The sequence below is a fragment of the Lactobacillus sp. PV037 genome (assembly GCF_014522345.1).
Taxonomy (GTDB): Bacteria; Bacillota; Bacilli; order Lactobacillales; family Lactobacillaceae; genus Lactobacillus.
Genome location: NZ_CP041987.1, coordinates 1,497,045 through 1,520,972, shown reverse-complemented (window position 1 = coordinate 1,520,972; position 23,928 = coordinate 1,497,045). Strand labels below are relative to the sequence as shown.

The following is a 23,928-nucleotide window of genomic DNA, read 5'->3' as shown; positions in this document are numbered from 1 at the left end:
CTATTTTCCTAAACAAAATTGACTAAATAATTCTGTAATCAGTTCATCAGGGGTACTTTCACCAGTAATTTCTCCCAAAGTATCCCATGCGTCTTTTAAATCAATTTGTACTAAATCGAGTGGCATTGAACTATCCACACCTGTAATTACTTCTTGAAGAGACTGGCGTGCTTTTTGTAATAATCCAGCCTGACGTTGATTAGTAACCATAACCTGATTGGCAGAATTTTCTAAACCACTAAAGAACATCTTTTCAATTTCAGTTGCTAAAGAATCTAAGTTATTTCTTTCTAAGATAGAGGTCATAATTACCGGTGAATCAGTAATCTTTTGTATCATTTCCCGGGTAATCTTACTTCCAAGATCACTTTTATTTAAAATGATAATTCGCTTCTTAAACTTGGTAAAGTCAAGTAACTCTTTATCTTCATCTGAAAGTTCTCTACTTCCATCTAATAGCAATAAGACTAAATCTGCATCTTGAACAGCCTTTTTTGACCGTTCAACACCAATTTTCTCTACTTTATCTTCTGTCTCGTGAATTCCAGCAGTATCGATTAATTTTAAAGGAATATTTTTAATAGAAACATATTCTTCCAAAGTATCACGGGTGGTCCCGGCAATATCAGTGACAATTGCTTTTTCATCTTGTGTTAAGTAGTTTAACAGAGAAGATTTTCCAACATTTGGACGGCCAACAATCGCTGTCGCTAAACCATTGCGCATAATTTTTCCTTCTTGCGCCGTAAGTAAAAGCTTTTCGATTTTCTTTGAGACCTGCTGGGCTACTTCTTTCATTTGATTGCCAGTCATATCATCCATATCGTATTCTGGATAGTCAATATTTACTTCTTCTTGAGCCATTGTATCAAGTAAATTTTGACGTAATTCTCTAATTTGGCCTAATAAACCACCTTTTAATTGATTCATGGCTATTTCCCGGGATTTATCAGTTTTTGCGCGAATGATATCCATCACAGATTCAGCCTGGGTTAAGTCAATTCGCCCATTCATAAAAGCACGCTTTGTATACTCTCCTGGATCTGCCATTCGAGCTCCATTAGCTAAAAGAAGTTGTAAAATTTCATTGGTAACGACCATTCCACCATGACAATTAATTTCTACAACATCTTCACGTGTAAAGGTCTTTGGACCTTTCATTACGCTCACCATTGCTTCATCTACTACTTTTTTTGTTTCTGGATCAATGATATGACCATAATGAATGGTATGCGTTGCAACTTGCTCTAAATCTTTACCTTTAAATACCTTATTTGCAATTTCAATTGCATCTTCTCCTGATAATCTAACAATCGAAATACCTCCTTCACCAATAGGTGTAGAGATAGCAGCGATTGTATCAAATTGAGTTAAAACTTGTGCCATTTTTACCTCTTCTATAAAAATTAAATAAAAAAAGCGCCACTCCACCCTTGTTCATAACAAATAAGGTGGATAAAGCACTTTGACTACTTTATCTTTACCAGATAATTATTTACTTTTTTTTCGACCTAATCGCTTATAGGTTCTTCGCAATCGTCGTTGACGTTCTTTCTCAGCTTCTTGTTTTTCTTGTTGCTCTTTTCGATACTTAAACGGATTTTGCAAGAAGAAAGTTTGAACTACTTGGAATAAGTTAGAAACTACCCAATACAGAGAAATAGCAGATTGAAGTCCCATTGCTGTAATCCCAATAAAAATTGGCATAATATATGTCATTGATTTTGTCATTCCATTTTGAGATGACTTTGGTTGAGATAGCTGACTTATATATGAGGATAAGAAGGTAAACAAAGCAGCTAACAATGGCATGATAAAGTAAGGATCAGGACGACCTAAGTCCATCCATAAAAAGCGACCATTTTGCAGCTGTGGAGTTCGAGAAATTGCTTGATAAAGAGCCCACATAACTGGTAATTGGATCAAAAGTGGTAAACACCCAATATATGGGTTTACCCCTGCCTCTTTGTAAAGCTTACTTGTCTCTTCTTGTAATTTTTGTCGACTTTCAACATCTTTGCCAGAATACTTTTTACGTAAAGCATCCATTTGTGGTTGCAACTGTTGTTGCTTACCCATGCTCTTAATTTGAAAAGCATTTAGTGGTAATAAAACGATTCGTACAATAACTGTAAAGATGATAATAGCCCATCCATAAGAATTATGTACTAAACTTGCAATCCACAAAATAAACTCAGAGACATAATACAAAACATAGCGGTCCCACCAGCCTCCACTATTATGAGAAATAGCATGAGCTTGTGAATTTGGACTAACTCCACAACCTGTAAGTGTTAGAGTTAATGCAACGAGACCTAATACTAATATTAATCTCTTTACCTTTTTATTTGTTAAAAAGTCTTTCACCTTTAATTTTCCTCTGCTTCCGTCTTTCTGGTAGGTATCACATGTGCCAAGCTCAGCGCATGGATAAGATTTTTCCGTGTTTGAACCATATTAAAATTACGCGCATATGGCCTTGCAATAACTAAAAAATCTAAATCAGGGCTTACTTCGGCCTTTAACTCTGTCAAGGTAGCTCGAATATATCTTTTTAATCGATTTCGTGCAACAGCAGTATGCCCCACTTTTTTCCCCACAGAAATACCAACACGAAAGTGTTTTTGATCTTCTCTGGGTAACCAGTAAATTACAAAAGCTCGATTGGCCTTAGATTGCCCTTGTTTGAAAACTCTTTGAAAATCTTTTTCAGTTTTTACACGATAGGATTTTCTCAATTTGACTCATCCTAACTTAGATTAAAAAATCCACTGGGGCTCAGTGGATTAAGCAGATAAGACTTTTCTACCCTTTTTACGACGTCTTGCTAAAACTTTACGGCCGTTTGAAGTAGCCATACGCTTCATAAAACCGTGAACACGTGAACGGTGACGTTTCTTAGGTTGATAAGTTCTCTTTGTGGTCATATAGATTGCACCTCCATTTTTAATGCCTTCATGCACAATATTCTAAGTTAGAATACCATATTTATTACTAAAAACCAAGGCTTTCTCATAAAAAAAAACCATTATTCTTTCTACACTTTTTAATGATAAACTTGTGTATAAGTTGTGCATAAGTCGTTTCTATAATTATTAAATTTACCTTTTCCACAATCTTTTCCACAATCTTTTCCACAATTAACAGGGTGTTATTAACTTTTTCCACACCCTGTGTAAAAGTGGCATTTAATTAATAAGATTATTGATATTAAAGCAATTATTATACACAGTGACCCTGTTGATAAGTTACTTTTTTATTTTTAAAACTTTCTTTTTTGTGGATAAATAAAAAATATATTAACAAGCTGTTAATTTGTGGAAACTAGTTTTCAACAGGCTGTGGAAAACCAGCCTTTTTAATGCTAAAATTGTTATGACTTATTTTCTTTTTGGAGGAATTATACGTGGACTTAGAAAAATTTTGGCGTTTCTTCATCGAAGAGATGAAAAAAACTTATAACGAAGTCACCTATAATGCCTGGTTTAAAAATACGAAGCCTATTTCATTTGATCCTGAAACAAATGATATCGTTATCGGTGTAGAGTCATCCGTTTCAAAGGGATACTGGGAAAACAATCTAGGATCAGAATTAATTCAAGCAGCCTATGCTTATGCCAATATTGAACTTGTACCCCACTTTCAAGTCATACAAGAACATTCTGAATTTGCTCCTCTTTCTTCCCAAAATCATCTACGCGAAAAACGTCCCCGTAGACGTCCAAATCCTTTTATGGACGGACTACCTTTAAACAATAAATATACTTTTGACACTTTTGTTCAAGGAGAGGGGAATAAGCTAGCAGCCGGTGCAGCTTTAGCTGCAGCTGATAATCCAGGGAGTTTCTATAACCCTTTATTTATTTTTGGGGGTGTAGGATTAGGTAAGACCCATTTGATGCAAGCTATTGGACACCATATGCTTGCCCGAAATCCTGACGCAAAGGTTCTCTACATTCAAAGTGAAACTTTTGTAAATGACTTTGTTAATTCGTTAAAAAATCAGACTCAAGCTGCTTTTAGAGAAAAGTATCGAACTTGCGATCTACTTTTAGTAGACGATGTCCAATTTTTTGCAAATAAAGAAGGGATTCAAGATGAATTTTTCCACACCTTTGAAACCCTTTATAACAATCAAAAGCAAATTGTAATGACAAGCGATCGGTTGCCTAATGAAATACCTGCACTTTCAGAACGTCTCTTGTCGAGATTTGCTTGGGGATTACAGGTTGAAATTACTCGACCAGATCTTGAAACACGAATTGCAATTTTACGAAAAAAAGCTGAAGCCGACGGCTTACTAATAGATGATCGCACTTTAAATTATATTGCGTCACATGTTAATACAAATATTCGTGAACTAGAAGGGGCGCTCGTAAAGGTACAAGCCCATGCAACTATTGAAAAAGCCGATATTAATATTCAATTAGCCCATGAAGCATTGGACGACCTAAAATTAAATCAACATCGAAGTGGACTGCAAATCTCTAAAATTCAAGAAGTGGTTGCCAATTATTTTCAACTTTCAACTGATGACCTTAAAGGTAAAAAACGAGTAAAATATATTGTGGTACCACGTCAAATTGCGATGTATCTTGCAAGAGAACTGACTGAAATCAGTCTACCGAAAATTGGAAGAGAATTTGGTGGAAAAGATCACACCACAGTTATGCATGCTTACGATAAAATTGAGCAAGGAATTCGATCTAATAATGAGCTTAAAAAGCAAGTCTCTGATCTCAAAACTATGCTGGAACACGCAAATCCTTAATTTTTATCCTCAAAGTTATCCACAACTTTTCCACAGGATATCCACAGACAATTTAGCTTAATAACAGCACATAGACCTACTTTTCCACAGAATCCACAAGACCTACTACTACTAAGTAATATATAATATAAATATATAAAAGATTTTCTCATCTAGGAGGACACAATGAAATTTACTATCAATCGAAATATGTTTTTAGAAAACTTAAATAATGCTATGCGAGCAATTTCTTCACGTACACCTCTTCCAATCTTAAATGGTATTAAATTAAATTTAACTTCTGAAGGCTTGGTATTAACTGGTAGCGATACTAATGTATCAATTGAAATTACAATTCCAGCTAATGAAGATTTGCAAATTGATACAGTTGGAGCAATTATTCTACCTGCACGTTTCTTTAGCGAAATTGTTAAAAAATTACCTGGGAAGGAATTTACTCTTGAAGTTCAAGATGGGTTACAAACTAAAATAACATCTGAAAATACAGAATTTGTTATTAACGGTTTAGATGCAAGTGCTTATCCTACACTTCCAGAAATTCCTGAGGATAATTCTTTTGAAATCTCTGGCAAGCTTTTGCGTAATGTAATTAATGAAACTGTTTTTGCAGTTGCTTCGCAAGAAAACCGTCCAACCTTAAATGGAGTTAACTTTACTTTTAAAGATAACAAGATTAAAGCTGTGGCAACTGATAGCCACCGTCTTTCTCAGCGTGAAGTTGCTCTTAAAGATGATTCACAAGTAGATGCAACCCTTTTAATTCCTGGAACAAGTTTAGTAGAACTAGCTAGAATTATTGGGGAAAATAATCCACAAGTTCAAGTAACACCTGGGGATAACCAAGTACTTTTCACCGTGGGTAACCTTTCTTTTTACACTCGTTTACTTGAAGGTTCATATCCTGATACTGATCGTTTAATACCTACTAACTCTACAACTAGTGTGGAGTTCGATCTCTTAGAGTTAGCTAAGTCATTAGAACGTGCTAGTTTACTTACTCATGAAAGTCGCAACAATGTGGTTAAAATGTCACTTGATGTGGATAACCAAAGTGTAAAACTTCAAGGTGATTCACCAGAAATTGGTAATGTTGAAGAAGAGTTATCATTTAAGAATTTACAAGGTGATAACTTAGAAATTTCATTTAATCCTGATTATTTGCGTGATGCACTGCGCGCTTCTATTACTGAGGGTGTAGTAATGAACTTTACTCAACCATTGCGTCCATTTACTATTATCCCTGACAAGGAAGAAGTAAGTTTTGTTCAATTAATTACACCGGTAAGAACATATTAAATTCCAATCTTCATAAAAAGCCTTATTTTGAGTTATAAGGCTTTTTTTATGTTTTTAGTATAAGGATATTAGGAAGAGGTAAAGCATGCTTAAAACAGGCTAAAATTGTGTTTTCTCTCAAAAAAAGTTATACTTATAGAGTATAATAGAGGTAAAATGGGGTGATGATTATCAAGAATTTTAGTGTAAAAGGTGAATATATTACTTTGGCGCAATTTTTAAAAGAAGAAAGTATCATTTCTTCTGGGGGACAGGCCAAATGGTACTTAAAAGATAATCCCGTCAAGTTGAATAATAAGTTAGAAGATCGGCGAGGAAAAAAGTTATACCCTGGTGATCGTCTAGTTGTGGAAAACCAAACATATAATTTTATTGCAGGCTAGAAGATGTACCTAGAAAATTTAGCACTGAAGAATTTTCGTAATTTTTCCCAGGAAATTGTTTCATTTAGCCCTGATGTGAACATTTTTTTAGGAGCAAATGCGCAAGGCAAAACTAACTTGCTAGAAGCAATTTATTTTTTGGGACTAACTCGGTCTCATCGCACAAGTAACGACAAGGAATTAATTAAATTTGATGAAAAATTTGCAGTACTAAATGGGAATCTCAGAAAAAATTCTGGCCAAATTTTGACAAATTTACGGCTTAATCTTTCCTCAAAAGGTAAGACAGCATTTATTAATCGCCTTGAACAAAAGAAGCTTTCGCGATATGTGGGAGAAATGAATGCAATTTTATTTTCTCCCGAAGACCTATCATTGGTAAAGGGCGGACCAGGGTTAAGACGCAAATTTATGGACTTAGAATTTAGTCAGATTAATCGCGAATACTTGTATTTTTCAACTCAGTATCAAAAAGTATTACATCAAAAAAATAATTACTTAAAACAGCTAGCTCTTGGGAAAACTAAAGATAAGGTTTTCCTCAATGTTTTATCAGAGCAATTAGCAACTATTGCCGGGGAAATAATTTGGCGCAGAATAAATTATTTGAAAAGGTTAAACAGTTATGCTCAGGTTGCTCATCAGGCAATTAGTAATGCACAAGAAAAGCTAGAAATTGTCTATCAGCCATCAATTAATGAAATTTTAGATGATGATTCTGTGGAAAACATTGTGGATAAAGTAAAGGCTCAGTTTAAAAAGCTTGAACAAAGTGAACTAAAATCAGGTTTAACTCAAGTTGGTCCCCATCGTGATGATATTTATTTTTTGATAAATGGTAAAAATGCCCGTGAGTATGGGTCACAAGGGCAGCAAAGAACAGTTGCCTTAAGTTTAAAGTTGGCAGAAATCCAATTTATTTATGAACTAACAGGAGAATATCCAATTTTATTATTAGATGATGTAATGAGTGAGTTAGATCATACAAGGCAAAGTAAATTATTAAATTATATTCATGGTAAAACCCAAACTTTTATTACCACAACGGATTTAGAAGGTATTTCCTGGGAAAAGATAAAACAACCTCGAATTTTTAAACTTAACTCTGGAAAAATTAGTAAAGAGGAGAATTAAATGGCTGAAGAAACACATACTAATGAACAGGCTCAAGAATTTGAGAAGCGCGCTGATGCGTATGATGCTAGTCAAATTCAAGTATTAGGTGGTCTTGAAGCAGTTAGAAAAAGACCTGGAATGTACATTGGATCAACTAGTGCGCAAGGTCTTCACCACCTAGTTTGGGAAATTATTGATAACAGTATCGATGAACGTCTAGCAGGATTTGCGACTAAAATTGAAATTACTGTTAATGAAGATGGTAGTGTAACTGTGCAAGATGATGGACGCGGAATCCCAGTTGACATCCAAGAAAAAACTGGTCGTCCAGCTCTTGAGACTGTTTTTACTGTTTTACACGCAGGAGGAAAATTTGGCGGTGGCGGTTACAAAGTTTCTGGGGGTCTACACGGTGTAGGGGCTTCAGTTGTTAATGCACTTTCTACCAAACTTGATGCTACTGTTATGCGTGATGGTAAAAAATATAGAATTGCTTTTGATCATGGACGTGTAGTAGAAGAAATGCATGAAGTAGGAACTGTCGATTTAGGTGAACACGGAACTATCGTGCATTTTTACCCAGATGGAGATATTTTTACTGAAACAACTACCTTTGATGATAAAATTTTAAAAAACCGTATTCGTGAACTTGCCTTTTTAAATAAGGGCTTAAAACTGACTTTTAGTGATAAGCGTAAGGAAACTGCTGAGACAGATGTTTACCACTATGAAGGTGGGATTAAGGAATATGTGTCTTACCTTGATCGCAACAGTGAAGTCTTATTTGATGAGCCAGTATATGTTGAAGGAGACTATGATGGGATTAATGTAGAAGTCTCTCTTCAATATACTAAAGGTTATAAAACTACATTAATGACTTTTGCTAATAATATTCACACTTATGAAGGTGGAAGTCATGAAGCAGGATTTAAGAGCGCTTTAACAAGAGTAGTAAATGACTATGCACGCCGTGCAAAAATTTTGAAAGACAATGACGACAATCTTTCTGGTGAAGATATCCGTGAAGGAATGACGGCAGTAATTTCTATTAAACACCCAGCACCTCAGTTTGAAGGTCAAACTAAAACTAAGCTAGGTAATTCAGATGCAAGAGCAGCTGTGGATAAAGCTTTTTCTGAAACATTTAGTAAGTTTTTAATGGAAAATCCACAGGTTGGACGCAAAATTGTGGAAAAAGGGCAATTAGCTGCTCGAGCTCGCGTAGCTGCTAAGCGTGCACGTGAAGTTACCCGGAAAAAATCTGGATTAGAAATAGCAAACTTACCTGGGAAATTAGCTGATAATACAAGTAATGATCCAAGTATTTCGGAATTGTTTATTGTCGAAGGAAACTCAGCAGGTGGCTCAGCTAAGCAAGGACGTTCTCGTTTAACGCAAGCAATCTTACCAATTCGTGGGAAAATTTTAAATGTGGAAAAAGCATCAATGGATAGAATTTTAGCCAATCAAGAAATTCGTTCATTATTTACTGCTTTAGGGACAGGATTTGGGTCAGACTTTGATGTTTCAAAGGCGAGATACCATAAGTTAATTATTATGACTGATGCGGATGTCGACGGCGCCCATATTAGAACTTTATTATTGACGCTCTTCTACAATTACATGCGCCCAATGATTGAAAAGGGATATGTATATATTGCTCGACCACCTTTGTATCAAGTACGTCAAGGAAAAGTAGAAAAATACTTGGATACTGATGAAGAATTACGTGAATATTTAGGTACTCTTCAGCCTAGTCCTAAGCCAGTTGTTCAACGTTACAAAGGACTTGGAGAAATGGATCCAGAACAGTTATGGGAAACAACTATGAATCCGGAAAATCGACGCTTAGATCGAGTAAGCCCTGAAATGGCAGAGGATGCAGATGAAGTTTTCCAATTGTTAATGGGTAATGAAGTTGGCCCAAGAAGAGATTTTATTGAAAAGAACGCTAAATACGTTGAAAACTTAGATGCATAGGAGGTTTAGATGGATAACGAGAATCAAACTCAAGATCGACGCATAAGGAATGTTGATCTTACACAAACCATGCGTAGCTCTTTCTTAGATTATGCAATGTCAGTTATTGTAGCTCGTGCATTACCAGATGTAAGAGATGGAATGAAGCCCGTACAACGACGTATTCTTTATGGAATGAATGAACTGGGTGTCTCACCAGATAAGCCTTACAAAAAGAGTGCGAGAATTGTTGGGGAAGTAATGGGTAAATTTCACCCCCACGGTGATTCTTCAATTTATTTAGCTATGGCGCATATGGCCCAGGACTTTAGTTATCGTTATCTTTTGGTAGATGGACACGGAAACTTTGGTTCTGTCGATGGTGATGAACCAGCTGCCATGCGTTATACGGAAGCTAGAATGAGTAAAATCGCCGTTGAAATGCTTCGTGATATTAACAAAGAAACCATTGATTGGCAACGTAACTATGATGACACTGAAAATGAACCAGTAGTTTTGCCAGCAAGAATTCCAAATTTATTAGTTAACGGTGCTAACGGAATTGCAGTAGGGATGACTACAAATATCCCTCCACATAATCTTTCCGAAGTTATTGCAGGATTACATATGTTAATGAAAAATCCAGATGTAACTACTAAGGATTTAATGCAGGCTATTCCTGGACCTGATTTTCCAACTGGTGGAATTGTAATGGGACGTAGTGGGATCTATCGTGCCTATGAAACTGGTAAAGGAAATATAATTGTTCGAGCAAAAACTAGTATTGAAGTACAAAAAAATGGTAAAGAACAAATTATCATTACTGAATTACCGTTTATGGTAAATAAAGCAGAACTTGTTAAAAAGATTGCTGATCTTGCACGTAACAAAGTGATTGATGGAATTACAGGTGTAAGGGATGAATCCGATCAAACAGGGATGCGGGTTACCATTGATGTTCGGCGTGATGCTAGTGCAAGTGTTGTCTTAAATAATCTTTTTAAAGAAACACAAATGCAAGCTAACTTTGGGATGAATATGGTAGCGATTGTAAATGGTGCGCCACACTTTTTGACATTAAAGCAAATGTTGCAGTACTACCTTGATCACCAAGAAGATGTAGTACGTAGGAGAGTTCAGTTTGATTTAAAGAAAGCTCAAAATCGTGCTCATATCCTTGAAGGATTAAGAATTGCGCTTGATCACATTGATGAAATCATTAAAATTATTCGTTCTTCAAAAACTAGTGATATTGCTAAAGCACAATTAATTCAAAATTACGGTTTAGATGATCGTCAATCACAAGCAATTTTGGATATGCGTTTAGTGCGTTTGACTGGATTAGAACGTGATAAGATTGAATCAGAATATAATGATTTACAAGCAAAGATTGCTGATTATAAAGATATTTTAGCCAAGCAAGAACGTTTAGATGATTTGATTTATAACGAATTAATCGAAATTCAAAAACGCTTTGGTGATGATAGAAGAACAGAAATTGCAGCTGGGGAAGTTGTTTCTATTGAAGATGAAGATCTTATTGAACAACAAGATGTACTATTAACTATTACTCATAATGGTTATGTAAAAAGAATGCCAGCTAGTGAATTTAAAGTACAAAATCGTGGTGGACGAGGAATTAAAGGAATGGGAGTCCAAGATGACGACTTCATTAACCATTTAATTTTTACTAGCACCCATGATTACCTCTTATTCTTTACCAATAAGGGTAAGGTATATTCAAAGAAAGCTTATGAGATTCCTGAATTTGGACGTAATGCTAAGGGACTTCCAATTATTAACCTTTTGCAACTAGAAAAAGGTGAAAACGTTCAAGCAGTAATTAATGTAGCAGCAGATGCAGATGATAATTATCTATTCTTTGTTACAAAATATGGTACAGTTAAGAGAACTAAAGTTAGTGAATTTGAAAACATTAGACGTAGTGGATTAATTGCTTTAACACTAAAAGATAACGATGAGTTAATCAATGTGTTAACTACTGATGGACAACAAAATATCTTAATTGGAACGCATTTAGGTTATGCAGTAACTTTTAATGAAAATGATGTCCGTGCTATGGGACGAAGTGCTGCTGGAGTTCGCGGAATTAATTTAAGAGAAAATGACTATGTCGTAGGAGCAGAAGTTTTACAACCAGATGATGAAGTTCTAGTAATTTCTGAAAAAGGTTACGGAAAGAGAACAGCTGCTAGCGAATATCCAGTAAAGGGACGTGGCGGAAAAGGTATTAAAACAGCTAATATCACTGAAAAGAACGGCCCACTTGCTGGAGTAACAGTAGTAAAAGGAAATGAAGATATCATGGCAATTACTGATGCAGGAGTCATGATTCGTTTCCAACTTTCTGATGTTTCTCAAACAGGACGTAGTACTTTGGGAGTAAGATTAATCAAGGTAGACGATGATGCAAAAGTTGCTAGTTTAACCAAAGTGATTGATCAAGATGACGAAGAAAATAGTGAAGAATAATTAAAAAAATTACCAAATATTTACGTAAGAAATTATGAAAAATTTCAGGATCACGTGAATTTATTTGGTAATTTTTTATTTATTATGTTAAAATCAAACAATGTGAGTAATCCAATTACTCCTTGTTCTTGATTAAGACAAGAACCATTGAGTCCAAGAGGAGGTGCAATAATAATGGAAAAGACTAAGTACGAAGTTACTTACATCATCAAGCCTGATATTGATGAAGATTCAAAGAAAGCATTAATCGAACGTTTTGATAAGGTTGTTACCGATAACGGTGCAGAAAACCTTGAATCAAAAGATTGGGGTAAGAAACGTTTCGCTTATGAAATGGATAAATACCGTGAAGGTACTTACCACATCATGACTTTTGATGCAGCAAACGCAGATGCTGTGAACGAATTTGGTCGTCTTTCACGTATTGATAACCAAATTTTACGTTCAATGACTGTAAAATTAGACAAGTAATAATTTTTCGTGAATTAGGAAGGAGCAAACTGTATGATTAATAATGTTGTACTAGTTGGCCGATTAACACGTGACCCTGATTTACGTACTACTGGAAGTGGAATATCAGTAGCTACGTTTACTTTGGCTGTAGATAGAAATTATACTAATAGTCAGGGTGAACGCCAAACTGACTTTATCAACTGTGTTATTTGGCGTAAAGCAGCAGAAACTTTTGCTAACTTTACTTCAAAGGGTTCATTAGTTGGTGTTGAAGGTAGTATTCAAACTAGAAGTTATGATGATAAAGATGGAAAAAGAGTTTATGTTACTGAGGTAATTGTAAGTGATTTTTCATTCTTAGAATCACGTCGTGAACGTGAAAATCGTCAAGCAAATGGTGGTGGGTATCCACAACCAACTCCAAGCACAAACCAACCAAATACAAATAATTTTGGTGGTAACACTGCTCCGGGAACTGGAAATAATGGAGCATCGGCTCCACAACCACAAGATCCATTTGCTGATTCTAATGAATCTATTGATATTTCAGATAATGATCTTCCATTTTAATTTAAAAAGAAAGGATCTTTGATATGGCTCAACAAAGAAGAGGTGGCCGTCGTCGTCGTAAGGTTGACTACATTGCTGCTAACCACATCGATTACATCGACTACAAAGACGTAGATTTGTTGAAACGTTTTATCTCTGAAAGAGGTAAGATTTTACCACGTCGTGTCACTGGCACTAGCGCAAAGAATCAACGTAAGTTGACTGTTGCTATTAAGAGAGCTCGTGTAATGGGCTTATTGCCATTTGTCGCAGAAGACTAATAATCAACAAATAAAAAGCATTAATTTCACCTTGGAATTAATGCTTTTTTTGTCTTTAAGGTGTATAAAGAAAATACAAGTCAGTTCAAGGGGGAAAAGCAGTGATTATTAAAGAAACTTTACCTGGTCAATATAATTTTGATTATCGTTGGTATGATATTTACAATTTAGATGAAAGAGATATTAAGGTATTACAATCTCAATTTAAATTAACCAATGAGATTATTCAATATATTACTGACTTGCATGAACGTCCTCACTTTGATCATGATTATATTACCAATAGTGATTTATTTGTTTATGATGTGCCGATTTGGCCAACTTCTGATGCAGACCATTTTACTACTTTGCCAATCAAATTTTTAATGGTGGATCATACGCTCTTTACTATCCATACGCCTGATACCACGTATATGATTGAAGAGTTTCGCCAAAAAGGTGACGAGGATATTCATAGCCAAAAAGAATTAGTTTTTGCCATTATTTTTTCAGTGACAAAGTATTTTCAACGAGCATTAAATCAATTAAATAGCCAACGAATGGTATTGGATAATCATTTAAGTAAAGCAATTCATAATCGAGATTTACAAGAATTATCGCAGGTTGAAAAAAGTTTGGTATATCTTTCAAGTTCTATTAGAACAAACTTATTAATGCTTGAAAGCTTAAAGCACACAAAATCTGGCCTTCATATGAATAAAGCAGAAGAAGAAATGTGTGATGATATTATTATTGAAGTTCAACAATCTTCTCAAATGGTTAAAATTTATAACGAAGTTACGGAAGAGATTTCAAAAACTTCCAATAATATGTTGAATAACAATCTAAACAACACAATGCAATTTTTAACTGTTTGGTCGCTTCTTTTAACAGTGCCCACAATTGTAACAGGTTTTTTTGGAATGAATGTTGATTTACCTGTTTTTCACAATTCTTTTGATTGGGTCTTAATTATTGTCGGCTCGATTATCATCATGGCAATTCTGCTCTGGTATTTGAAAAAGCATAATATGATGTAGACACGAGGAAAACAATTCTGCGGTATAATAAAAGATAGATTGTTAGATGTTAATGTTTTGGAAAGGATCTTTATGAAAAATTGGTTTAGTAAGTTGGAATTGCCTGCTTTTATTAAAGATTCAAGATTGACAGCATCTGTTGTGATAATTAATGTTTTATCATTAATTGGTGCAATTATTGGTTTTATCTTAAGTCCGTTATATGGATTTGGAATGTTAGCACTATTTTTTTTGATAGCAGTTTTTTGTATCTATGGGACTTCTGTTTTAGCAAGAAATGCTAATAATTATGCAGCTAATCTTTCCTATCGAATTAAACGTGGTGAGCAAGAAGCCATGATTAAAATGCCCTTGGGAATTCTACTTTATGATAAAGATCGGCAAATTCAATGGGTTAATCCTTACTTACAACTTTATTTAAAGAATAAAGATGTCATTGGAATGTCCATTAAAGCGATTGATCCAGAATTAGCAGAATTAATCAATCAAGCCATTGAAAGTGATGCTAAGAAGAATCAAGTTGTAACTTGGGGTCATCATAAATTTGAAATGGTTGTTCAAAATAATCTTGGTGTCGTCTATCTTTTGGATATTACAAAATATGCTAATATCGAAGAAAAATATAAAGAACAACGCTTGGCAATTGGATTAATTTTTATTGATAATTATGATGAGCTGAGTCAATCCTTAGGTGATCAACGTGTAACTATGATGAATGGTTATATTCAAAATGCGTTGAGCGAATATACTAAAAAATACAATGTTTATTTAAAGCGGATTGATGAAGATCACTTCATCTGGTTGATGCACATGCAAGATCTAGATGAAATGGAAAAAGATAAATTCTCTATTTTGGATAAGATTCGAAAAGAAAGTAATCGTAACAATACTCCACTAACCCTATCAGTAGGAATTGCCTTTGGATCGGAAAGTTTAAATGAAATTGCCAAACAGGCTCAATCAAACTTGGACCTAGCTTTAGGGCGAGGAGGAGATCAAGTAGTAGTTAAGCAACCTGGTCAAGAAGCTCGTTTTTATGGTGGAAAATCTAATCCAATGGAAAAACGAACCCGTGTACGTGCTCGAATGGTTTCTCAGGCCCTTGAAGAGCTCTTTAAGGGGTAGACCAGGTATTTATCCAGGGACACCGTAATCCTGATTTAGATGCAATTGGTTCTGCGATCGGTATTGCCAAAATTGCCCAAGTGCATGGCGTTAAAGCAAATGTGGTCTTAGAAGATAAAAATTTAAATTATGATGTCAAGAAGTTAATTGCTAAAATGAAAGAGGCACAAATTGATAAAGATTTATTTGTTACTCCAAGTCAAGCAATTGATCAGGCCACAAAGGATTCACTCTTGGTATTAACTGATCACTCAAAGTATTCCATTACTTATTCACCTGAAGTTTATGATGCCTTGAAAAATCGCTTAATTATTGTGGATCACCACCGGCGTGGAGAAGAATTTCCAGAAAATCCAATGTTGGTATACATTGAACCTTATGCCTCTTCAACCTGTGAGTTAGTTACTGAAATGATTGAGTATCAACCACAAGGAGGAGAAGGTGTGTTGAATCCTTTGGAAGCTTCTGCAATGTTAGCAGGGATTACGGTAGATTCAAAGGAATTTTCATTGCGAACAGGAACACGAACTTTTGATGCTGCAAGTTATTTGCGATCAATTGGAGCAGATACGAAAGTAGTTTCTGAGATCTTAAAAGAGAGTGTGGAGAGCTTTTTACAAAGAAGTCAATTGATTTCCACAATCGAAATGATAAAACCAGACATTGCCGTGATGACTGGAGCAAATGATCGAATTTATGATTCTATTGTCACTGCACAGGCAGCTGATACAGCTTTATCACTTGAAAATGTAGAAGCAAGTTTTGCAATTACGCGCAGAAGTAAAGATGTAGTGGGTATTTCGGCTCGTTCCACTGGTAACTTCAATGTACAAGTAATTATGGAAAAACTTGGTGGTGGAGGCCATTTATCTAATGCAGCTACACAATTAAATGATGTAACTGTTGAAGAAGCATTTGACAAAACGGTAGCAGCTATTGAAGAATATATTAAAGAGAATACAGAAGAGGAAGATTAATTATGAAAGTCATTTTTACAAAAGATATGAAGGGCAAAGGCAAGCGTGGACAAGTTAAAGAAGTTCCAACTGGTTATGCTCAAAACTTTTTAATAAAAAATGGATATGCAAAAGAAGCAACTAGCGCAAACTTAAATACCTTAAAACGTGTTGAAAAAGCAGAAAAAGATGCTTATGAAGCAGAAAAAGCTGAAGCTGAAAGAATTAAGGGAATTCTTGAAAAAGATGAAACTGTTGTTTCATTTAAGTCTAAAGCAGGAACTGACTCACGGTTGTTTGGCTCGATTTCAGGTAAAAAGATTGTTGAAGGTTTAGAAAAACAATATGGAATTAAAATCGACAAGCGAAAGCTTGAATTACCTGAACCCATTAAATCACTTGGTTATACTAACGTTAAAGTCAAATTATTTAAAGGTGTAGAATCTACAATTAGTGTACATATTACGGAGCAAAATTAATATTTATGGATAATGTTGTATCACAACAAGTTCCTCACGATAGTGTAGCCGAAAAAGCGGTCCTTGGGGCCGCTTTTTTAGACCCTAGTACTTTAGGAGAAGTTAGTGGGATTATCTCAGCAGACGACTTCTATACAAGGGCAAATCAATTAGTTTTTGCAGCAATGCTTGAATTATTTGAAAATGGTGAGGGAATTGACCCGATTACTTTAAAAAATAAATTAGAACAAGAAGATCATTTAGAAGATATTGGTGGGATAAAGTATATCACGGATGTGTTAGTCACAAAGACTACCACAGTTCATAGTAACTACTATGCTAAAATTATTAAAAATAAATCCCTCCTGAGAAAGTTGATTGATACTAGCCAAACAATCATTCAAACTGCTATGGATGAAAAAGATGAAGTTGGAGATATTTTAGATGAGGCCGAAAGTTCAATCCTTAAAATATCCCAAGAAAAAAGTACTACTGACTTCAAAAAAATTGGTGAAGTAGTTAAAGAGACAATTACGCAAATTAATGAACTCTCAGAAGCAGAGGGAGGAGTAACAGGACTGCCAACTGGGTTTACAGAACTAGACAGAATGACAACAGGTTTTCATAATGATGAATTAATTATTTTGGCGGCTCGTCCAGGGGTAGGTAAAACTGCTTTTGCCTTAAATGTGGCCCAGTATGTTGGGTTGCATGCTAATAAGACAGTAGGGATGTTTTCGCTAGAAATGGGTGCTGATCAATTGGTGCAAAGAATGATTGCTTCAACTGGATTGATTGATTCCCAACATTTAAGAACTGGTAATTTATCTCAGGAAGAATATCAGAACTTTTTTTTGGCAACTGATAAATTAGCTCAAACGAACATCTACATTGATGATACTCCCGGTATAAAAATTAGTGAATTGAGTGCTAAAGCAAGAAATTTAGCTAATAAAAGTAAAGGGAACTTGGGCTTAATCGTCATTGACTATTTACAGTTAATTGAGGGTCCAAGAAGTGAAAGCCGTCAGCAAGAAGTATCAGCAATTTCGCGTCAATTAAAAAAACTTGCTAAAGAGTTACATATTCCAATTATTGCTCTTTCCCAGTTATCCCGTTCAGTGGAGCAGCGGCAAGATAAAAGACCGGTTTTGTCAGATATTCGTGAGTCTGGATCAATTGAACAAGATGCAGATATTGTTGCATTTTTATATCGTGACGATTATTATCGGGATGAACGAGAAGATGGAGAAAGCGACCCAGCACAAGAAAAAGATAGTGGTGAAGTAGAAGTAATTATTGAAAAAAACCGTTCTGGTAGTCGTGGAACGGTTAAGCTGATGTTTTCTAAGCCGTTTAATCGTTTTTCAAATCTAGATACGCATCATCAACTAAATGAATAAAGTGTTGTAAGCGGTTAAATTATAGGATATAATAATTTTTTAGAAAGAAAAATAAAGCGAGGTACAGGAAAATGGCAGAAGAATTTTTATTAGGAAGCATTGAAGCGGGTGGAACAAAGTTTATTTTAGCGGTTGCTGATACTGAAGGAAATATTAAGGCACAAAAGCGAATTCCTACCGAAGATCCAGAAACAACTATCAAAAATACAATTGAATTTTTTAAGCAATATCCAATTAAAGCATTAGGAATTGGAACGTTTGGTCCAATAGATATTGATAAAAATTCTAAAACTTATGGTTACATTTTATCGACGCCAAAACCTGGTTGGTCAAATTTTGACTTAAAGGGTAGTTTAGAACGTGGCTTAGATGTACCTGCTTATATTACAACTGATGTGAATTCTTCTGCTTATGGTGAGTATATCGCTCGTGGAAAAGATAATAACAAAACAATTGTTTATGTAACAATTGGAACAGGTGTAGGTGGTGGAATTATTCAAAATGGCCACTTTATCGGAAAAAATGCTCACCCAGAAATGGGACATATGATTGTAAAACGTCATCCAAAAGATACTTATGAAGGTTACTGCTTATTCCATGGGAGTGCTTGTGTTGAAGGGATGGCTGCTGGTCCAACTTTAAAGGCCCGGACAGGAATTCCTGGCGAAGAGTTGAAGCGGGACAATGAAGTATTCGACTTTGTTGCATATTATGTTGCTCAAATGCTTTATAACGTATATATGAGTACTAGAGCTGATGTAATGGTTGTTGGAGGCTCTGTTTTAAATGAAGAGGATTTAAAACGAGTAAGAAAATACTTTAAAGAATTTAATCATGATTATGTTGAAACTCCCGACTTAGAAAAATTAATTGTGCGTCCAGCAGTTGAAAATAATGGTTCAGCTACTTTGGGGAATTTTGCCTTAGCTAAAAAAGCATTAGAAGACTAATAAAATAAGACTCTTGAGAATTCTCAAGAGTCTTTTTGTTACACGTGAAACTATGAACCATCATAAGAGTCAAGAACAATGGGACCATTGGCAGAGTCATTAGATAAAGTTTGTAAAGCTTCAACTTTATGTACAAAGGGAATATGAACACGTGTCCGAGCAATCGCAACAACATCAGAAATGATTTTGTTGGCAATTAAACGAATTTTAGGATCTAAGGTTAAATAAGCATGGCTAAATTGAATGGCTCCCCGTAATTTATTAGCGGTTAATTGATTAAATTCAGTAATGTGTTGATCTTCTAGTGCTGAAAAAAGAGCAAGCCAGAGTGATTCACGTTGCTGACGTGGAATTTGAGTATTCCAACTAATAAAACTATGACGAATAACCCGACTAGCGGTTGTTAAGCCAGGAGCTAATACAAAACCATTTCTAGCAATTTCCCAGCGTCTAGGATCATGTTGGCTCATCATATGGGCCTTACTTTTAACTACAATCGTTCTTTCAGGGTGATCAAGCATCATACCAAAGATAGATCCTTCTGGAACATAAGTAATCATTTTAGGAATAACACGTTGAAATTCAGGCAGAGAGTATGTCTCTTTCATAAATCCAGGCCCATCAAAGCTATAAGCTTTAATTACTCGATCTTGATCTTTAATTGATAGGTTAGTAATAGAGTAACTAGCAAAATTACCACCTTTTGAGTGACCAGTAGTAATAATTTTACTATTAGGATAAAGGGAAGCGATATGGTTCAGATATTCTCCAGCAGTAGATTGACCACCGACTTCAGGTTTGTAACTCATATCAATATCTTCTGTAATTCCAATCATACTTCCATCGGTACCGCGGAAGCTGACTAAAATAACATGCGGAGCAATACGTAAGGTAGCGGCAGTGAATTGGATAGGTGGATTTTTTTGCATTTTATCTGACCAATCTAGAAAGGTAATATCCTTATAGCGATTACTAATTGGAAGAAGTTGCAGTGCTAGGTTATCATTATTACTAAATTGGTAAGGTTTAGCTCTTTTATAGTAGAGACGTTCAGCTGCTTCGCCAAGAGTGTGACCGGCAACTGATTTATCAAAAGGAAGATAGGCTAGTGTTGCAAAAAAAGCAGCATCAAGGCTATTAAATGGATCTACATCAAAAGAGAGATCCCCACGCCAGCGAACGTAGTCTAGTAGTTTTGCCATCAAACCATCCTTTCTTTAAATTTAGACTATTTATATTTAGGTCATGTCTTAATTGTATAATGCAATCGGTTGAAAAAACATCAAAAGGGCTTGTGATTTTCAATACAAAAGACCCATAACAATTGTCATGGATCTTTTGAGTTTATTTTCCGCCTCGATTATAAGTAATTTGTTCAATTGCAGGATTTTGTTCGAGGGCTAAAATGATGTTGTTTTCATCCTTTCGATTCTTAATTACTCCATCAACATGTACTACAATATTTTCTGAATTTAAATTAAGAATTTTGATAGAAACTTGTTCGACTTCGTTTTCTTCGAGTTGTTTTTTTAGATCCTCTAAAAATGTCTCGCTGTATTTTGCTTCAATTTGAACATTGAATCTAACATGAAGAATGATGAAGTTGATGAAATTATCATCGTGAAAAATAATTTGAATTACAAATAAGAAGAATGTAGTTACAACACCTAGAATATATAATCCAGCACCAATTGCCATTCCGATAGCAGCAGTAGCTAAAATACCAGCTGCTGTGGTCAAACCTGAAACTTGCTGTTTACGAACTAAAATTGTTCCGGCACAAATAAATGAGATACCAGTAACAATTTGTGCTGCAATTCTTGAGGGATTTAAGATAATGTTTTGCGTAGAAAGCAAATCATAAAATCCATATTTAGATAAAATCATGAATAAAGCAGCAGCTACAGCAACTACAATGTGGGTTCTCATCCCAGCACTTTTTCTTAAAGTGGCACGCTCATAACCAATTGCGCCTCCACAAAGGGCAGCCACAAGCAAGCGGAGTAACCAGTCTAGCTGTGTGGCCATAGGAATTAATTTATCCAAAAAATCTCACTCCTTTTCTTAGAATACTCTCTATATTGTATCCTATTTTGGAAAGTAAAAACGATTAAATTTAAAAATGGTTGTTATATAATTAAGATTTTAACAATAAAATTTAAAATTATATCTTGCAAATAATTTGGCCTTTAGATATAATATTAAATGTAAAATGTTGCTGACTTAGCTCAGTTGGCAGAGCACGTCACTAGTAATGATGAGGTCGAAGGTTCGAATCCTTTAGTCAGCACTATATAAATTAAAACTCAGTCAAATGACTGAGTTTTTTTGTATAAAAAAAGAAAAAGTAATCAAAACTACTTTTTCTTTTTCTTTTTAGCCTCTGTTCATGAAACTAAATTCTTTAAATAATTATTTTCTTGAATTAGAGCATTAATTTGTTTTCTTAACTGTTCCAGTTCAGTTCTTTCGCTAGAAGAAAGTGATTGGACAGGAGTTTGTTCAAGAGCAGGACGACCACGCTTTTTAGTGGAATTTAATAGTTCTCCCTTATTTAGAAGTCGTTGCCATTGATAAATAATTGATGGACTTGAGATACCAAATTTGAGAGCAGTTGCTTCATAAGTAGCTTCATTATCTTTCTTCCATTGAAGTACTTTTAATTTGAAGTTTTTATTGTAGCCCTTGTGGTTACGCTTTTCTTTTAGAGCACTTGCGCCATGGGCTTTATATTGTTTAACCCAAAATAGTAATTGAGCGTTAGTTCTAATATTGAGTTCATCAATTATTTTTTTACTACTTTCTCCATTTAAGTATGATTTAACGGCGCTAAGCTTTTGCTCATAACTAACTTTACTCAAGTTAAAAATACTTTCTAAATATTTGTACTTTCTTTTCTCTATCTCTTTTATTAACTTTGAATTGAAATTGATATTATAACTTCGTTTCTTGTATGGAAGTTACTCGATATTTATAATATAAGGGACAAAGGTAAAATAAACGTAAACTTAGAAAAAATAAAAAATAAATTATGAAGATATTAATAGCAGAAGACGATAAAAATATTCAAACACTGTTGAAAGCTTATTTAGAAAATGATTATCAAATTGTACAAGCTATTGATGGTCAAGAAGCTATAAATTACTTGGAAAAGTATCCAGTTAATCTTTTAATTACAGATATCATGATGCCGAAGGTAGATGGTTTTGAATTAGTAAAGAAAGTTCGTCAGGCAGGATATGATTTCCCAATTATGATGTTAACCGCTAAAGATTCAATTCAAGATAAAACAATTGGTTTTGAAAATGGTGTAGATGACTACATGACTAAGCCGATTAATTATCAAGAATTAAAGTTGCGTTTAGTGGCTTTAATTCGAAGAGCTAATATTCAACATCCCCAGCAATTAGAAATTAAAGATATAGTGATAAATAAACAAACGTATAAGTTAGTACGTGGAAAAGAAGAAGTGGAATTTTCTAAAAAGGAATTTAAATTGCTTTATAAGTTGCTTTCCTCGCCAGACCAAATTTTTACTAAGGAACAATTGTTAGACGCAGTTTGGGGAAGGGATTCATTCAGTACAGAAGATACTGTTAAAACTCACATTAGTAAATTAAGAAAATTATGCGCTTCATATGAAGATGCATTTAAAATAGTTACTGTTAGAGGATTAGGTTATAAGGGGGAAATCATTGAAAAATAAAAGTACTTCTTTCTCTTTTTTAATAGTTGTTTACTCTGCATTTCTTGCACTGGTAGTAGCACCATTATTTGGCGGTGCAGTGGGAGTATCGGTGTATACGGGTAAAAGTCCCCATATTATTGGCTGGTTAATGATTACTCTATTGTTTGTGCTAAGCTTTATTGTGAATTATCTTGTATTAACATATTTATTTACTTACGTTAATAAACTGACACAAGCAATTAAACAAGTAGCTAATGGTGATTTTAGAATAAGATTAGAAAGAAATAGATTTAATCCATTAGACTCAACTTTTTCTGACTTTAATCAGATGGTTTCTGAATTAGATAGCACAAAAGTTATGAAGGAAGATTTTATTAGTAAGTTTTCTCATGAATTTAAAACTCCAATTACTTCAATTCATGGTTTTGCAGATTTACTTTTAAATCAAGAATTATCAAAACAAAAGCAAAAAGAATACTTGAAAATAATTGCAGAAGAATCGAATCGTTTAAGTCAACTTTCAACACAAATAATGAAACTAACGAATTTAGAAAATAAAAAAATAGTAACAAATAAGAAAAAAATAGAAGTTGACGAAGAGTTGCGAAAAGTCCTCATTTCTTTATTTGCGACTATTGAAAAAAAGAAACTTAAGTATAAGGTAAATTTAGAAAAAGTAACTTATTTTACAGATCCAGAATTGTTAAAGGGTGTCTGGGTTAATTTGTTAAATAATGCAATTAAATTTGCTCCTGAAAAAGGAACTATCTTTGTAAGTTGCTATAAAAGAGATAAGCAAGTTGAAGTAATTATTGGTAATAACGGGGAAAAGATTAATGATAAAGAAAAAGAAAAGATATTTGAAAAGTTTTATCAAGGTGATCACCCTAAGCAATCTCTTGGTTTAGGATTAGGTTTAACAGTAGTCAAGCAACTCCTAGAGATTCTAGGGGGGGGAGATAGGTGTCATGTCAACATATGATGGTATAGAAGGAACATTTTTTAAGGTTAGGTTAGGATAATGATAA

Annotated in this window: 22 protein-coding genes, 1 tRNA gene and 1 pseudogene; 17 read left to right on the top strand and 7 right to left on the bottom strand. The window is 34.5% G+C overall.

The window, feature by feature from the left end:
• The 4 genes from mnmE to rpmH all read right to left on the bottom strand — a co-directional run bounded on the left by mnmE (window position 1) and on the right by rpmH (window position 2,927).
• On the bottom strand, window positions 1-1,386 hold the full coding sequence (mnmE, locus tag FP435_RS08080; protein ID WP_265483768.1) for a tRNA uridine-5-carboxymethylaminomethyl(34) synthesis GTPase MnmE: 1,386 nt from the start codon (window positions 1,384-1,386) through the stop codon (window positions 1-3).
• Between the two features lie 105 nt (window positions 1,387-1,491).
• Window positions 1,492-2,367 (bottom strand): YidC/Oxa1 family membrane protein insertase, encoded by an 876-nt coding sequence (locus FP435_RS08075; protein ID WP_265483767.1) that lies wholly within the window; start codon window positions 2,365-2,367, stop codon window positions 1,492-1,494.
• A 2-nt stretch (window positions 2,368-2,369) separates the two neighbouring features.
• Window positions 2,370-2,738: a ribonuclease P protein component gene (gene rnpA / locus FP435_RS08070; protein ID WP_265483766.1), complete on the bottom strand. Its 369-nt coding sequence runs from the start codon at window positions 2,736-2,738 to the stop codon at window positions 2,370-2,372.
• Window positions 2,739-2,786: 48 nt separating this feature from the next.
• Window positions 2,787-2,927 carry a 50S ribosomal protein L34 gene (rpmH, locus tag FP435_RS08065; protein WP_117118249.1) on the bottom strand — a complete coding sequence of 47 codons (141 nt, stop codon included), beginning with the start codon at window positions 2,925-2,927 and terminating at the stop codon, window positions 2,787-2,789.
• A gap of 518 nt (window positions 2,928-3,445) precedes the next feature.
• On the opposite strand from rpmH, the gene dnaA reads away from it, so the two are divergent.
• From dnaA to FP435_RS07995, 14 genes and pseudogenes are all read left to right on the top strand, one after another.
• Complete coding sequence (dnaA, locus tag FP435_RS08060; protein ID WP_265484661.1) at window positions 3,446-4,771, top strand: chromosomal replication initiator protein DnaA; 1,326 nt, start codon at window positions 3,446-3,448, stop codon at window positions 4,769-4,771.
• A 165-nt stretch (window positions 4,772-4,936) separates the two neighbouring features.
• A complete protein-coding gene (gene dnaN, locus FP435_RS08055; protein WP_265483765.1) occupies window positions 4,937-6,067 on the top strand; it encodes a DNA polymerase III subunit beta in 1,131 nt (376 codons plus the stop codon).
• A 164-nt stretch (window positions 6,068-6,231) separates the two neighbouring features.
• Window positions 6,232-6,450 carry a S4 domain-containing protein YaaA gene (gene yaaA, locus FP435_RS08050; RefSeq protein ID WP_265484660.1) on the top strand — a complete coding sequence of 73 codons (219 nt, stop codon included), beginning with the start codon at window positions 6,232-6,234 and terminating at the stop codon, window positions 6,448-6,450.
• 3 nt (window positions 6,451-6,453) lie between these two features.
• A complete protein-coding gene (gene recF / locus FP435_RS08045; RefSeq protein WP_265483764.1) occupies window positions 6,454-7,584 on the top strand; it encodes a DNA replication/repair protein RecF in 1,131 nt (376 codons plus the stop codon).
• Window positions 7,585-9,546 (top strand): DNA topoisomerase (ATP-hydrolyzing) subunit B, encoded by a 1,962-nt coding sequence (gene gyrB / locus FP435_RS08040; RefSeq protein ID WP_265483763.1) that lies wholly within the window; start codon window positions 7,585-7,587, stop codon window positions 9,544-9,546. It begins immediately after the preceding gene.
• 9 nt (window positions 9,547-9,555) lie between these two features.
• Complete coding sequence (gene gyrA / locus FP435_RS08035; RefSeq protein WP_265483762.1) at window positions 9,556-12,018, top strand: DNA gyrase subunit A; 2,463 nt, start codon at window positions 9,556-9,558, stop codon at window positions 12,016-12,018.
• 174 nt (window positions 12,019-12,192) lie between these two features.
• Window positions 12,193-12,489 (top strand): 30S ribosomal protein S6, encoded by a 297-nt coding sequence (gene rpsF, locus FP435_RS08030; RefSeq protein ID WP_265483761.1) that lies wholly within the window; start codon window positions 12,193-12,195, stop codon window positions 12,487-12,489.
• Between the two features lie 33 nt (window positions 12,490-12,522).
• Entirely contained in the window at window positions 12,523-13,041 is a 519-nt protein-coding gene (gene ssb, locus FP435_RS08025; RefSeq protein ID WP_265483760.1) for a single-stranded DNA-binding protein, read from the top strand.
• Window positions 13,042-13,064: 23 nt separating this feature from the next.
• Entirely contained in the window at window positions 13,065-13,301 is a 237-nt protein-coding gene (rpsR, locus tag FP435_RS08020; protein WP_008471430.1) for a 30S ribosomal protein S18, read from the top strand.
• A gap of 101 nt (window positions 13,302-13,402) precedes the next feature.
• Window positions 13,403-14,320: a magnesium transporter CorA family protein gene (locus FP435_RS08015; RefSeq protein WP_265483759.1), complete on the top strand. Its 918-nt coding sequence runs from the start codon at window positions 13,403-13,405 to the stop codon at window positions 14,318-14,320.
• Window positions 14,321-14,392: 72 nt separating this feature from the next.
• Window positions 14,393-16,422: pseudogene (locus FP435_RS08010) on the top strand (DHH family phosphoesterase).
• 2 nt (window positions 16,423-16,424) lie between these two features.
• Window positions 16,425-16,880: a 50S ribosomal protein L9 gene (gene rplI / locus FP435_RS08005; protein ID WP_265483758.1), complete on the top strand. Its 456-nt coding sequence runs from the start codon at window positions 16,425-16,427 to the stop codon at window positions 16,878-16,880.
• Between the two features lie 5 nt (window positions 16,881-16,885).
• Complete coding sequence (dnaB, locus tag FP435_RS08000; RefSeq protein WP_265483757.1) at window positions 16,886-18,262, top strand: replicative DNA helicase; 1,377 nt, start codon at window positions 16,886-16,888, stop codon at window positions 18,260-18,262.
• A gap of 71 nt (window positions 18,263-18,333) precedes the next feature.
• Window positions 18,334-19,212 (top strand): ROK family protein, encoded by an 879-nt coding sequence (locus tag FP435_RS07995; RefSeq protein WP_265483756.1) that lies wholly within the window; start codon window positions 18,334-18,336, stop codon window positions 19,210-19,212.
• A 50-nt stretch (window positions 19,213-19,262) separates the two neighbouring features.
• Here FP435_RS07995 and FP435_RS07990 read toward each other — a convergent pair whose 3' ends face one another.
• The gene (locus FP435_RS07990; RefSeq protein WP_265483755.1) at window positions 19,263-20,414 is read right to left on the bottom strand and encodes an Mbeg1-like protein; all 1,152 of its coding nucleotides are present in this window, start codon (window positions 20,412-20,414) and stop codon (window positions 19,263-19,265) included.
• A 142-nt stretch (window positions 20,415-20,556) separates the two neighbouring features.
• A complete protein-coding gene (locus FP435_RS07985) occupies window positions 20,557-21,240 on the bottom strand; it encodes an MgtC/SapB family protein (RefSeq protein WP_265484659.1) in 684 nt (227 codons plus the stop codon).
• 189 nt (window positions 21,241-21,429) lie between these two features.
• Here FP435_RS07985 and FP435_RS07980 point away from each other — a divergent pair.
• Window positions 21,430-21,502, top strand: a tRNA-Thr gene (locus FP435_RS07980).
• A 97-nt stretch (window positions 21,503-21,599) separates the two neighbouring features.
• On the opposite strand, the gene FP435_RS07975 is transcribed toward FP435_RS07980, so the two are convergent.
• The gene (locus FP435_RS07975) at window positions 21,600-22,073 is read right to left on the bottom strand and encodes a helix-turn-helix domain-containing protein (protein ID WP_265483754.1); all 474 of its coding nucleotides are present in this window, start codon (window positions 22,071-22,073) and stop codon (window positions 21,600-21,602) included.
• 170 nt (window positions 22,074-22,243) lie between these two features.
• Between FP435_RS07975 and FP435_RS07970 the strand changes: the two genes are divergently transcribed.
• Both FP435_RS07970 and FP435_RS07965 read left to right on the top strand, forming a co-directional pair.
• Window positions 22,244-22,918 (top strand): response regulator transcription factor, encoded by a 675-nt coding sequence (locus FP435_RS07970; RefSeq protein WP_265483753.1) that lies wholly within the window; start codon window positions 22,244-22,246, stop codon window positions 22,916-22,918.
• Window positions 22,908-23,882, top strand: a complete 975-nt coding sequence (locus tag FP435_RS07965) for a sensor histidine kinase (protein ID WP_265483752.1) — start codon at window positions 22,908-22,910, stop codon at window positions 23,880-23,882. The genes FP435_RS07970 and FP435_RS07965 overlap by 11 nt, the downstream gene beginning before the upstream one ends.
• The last annotated feature ends 46 nt before the right edge of the window (window positions 23,883-23,928 follow it).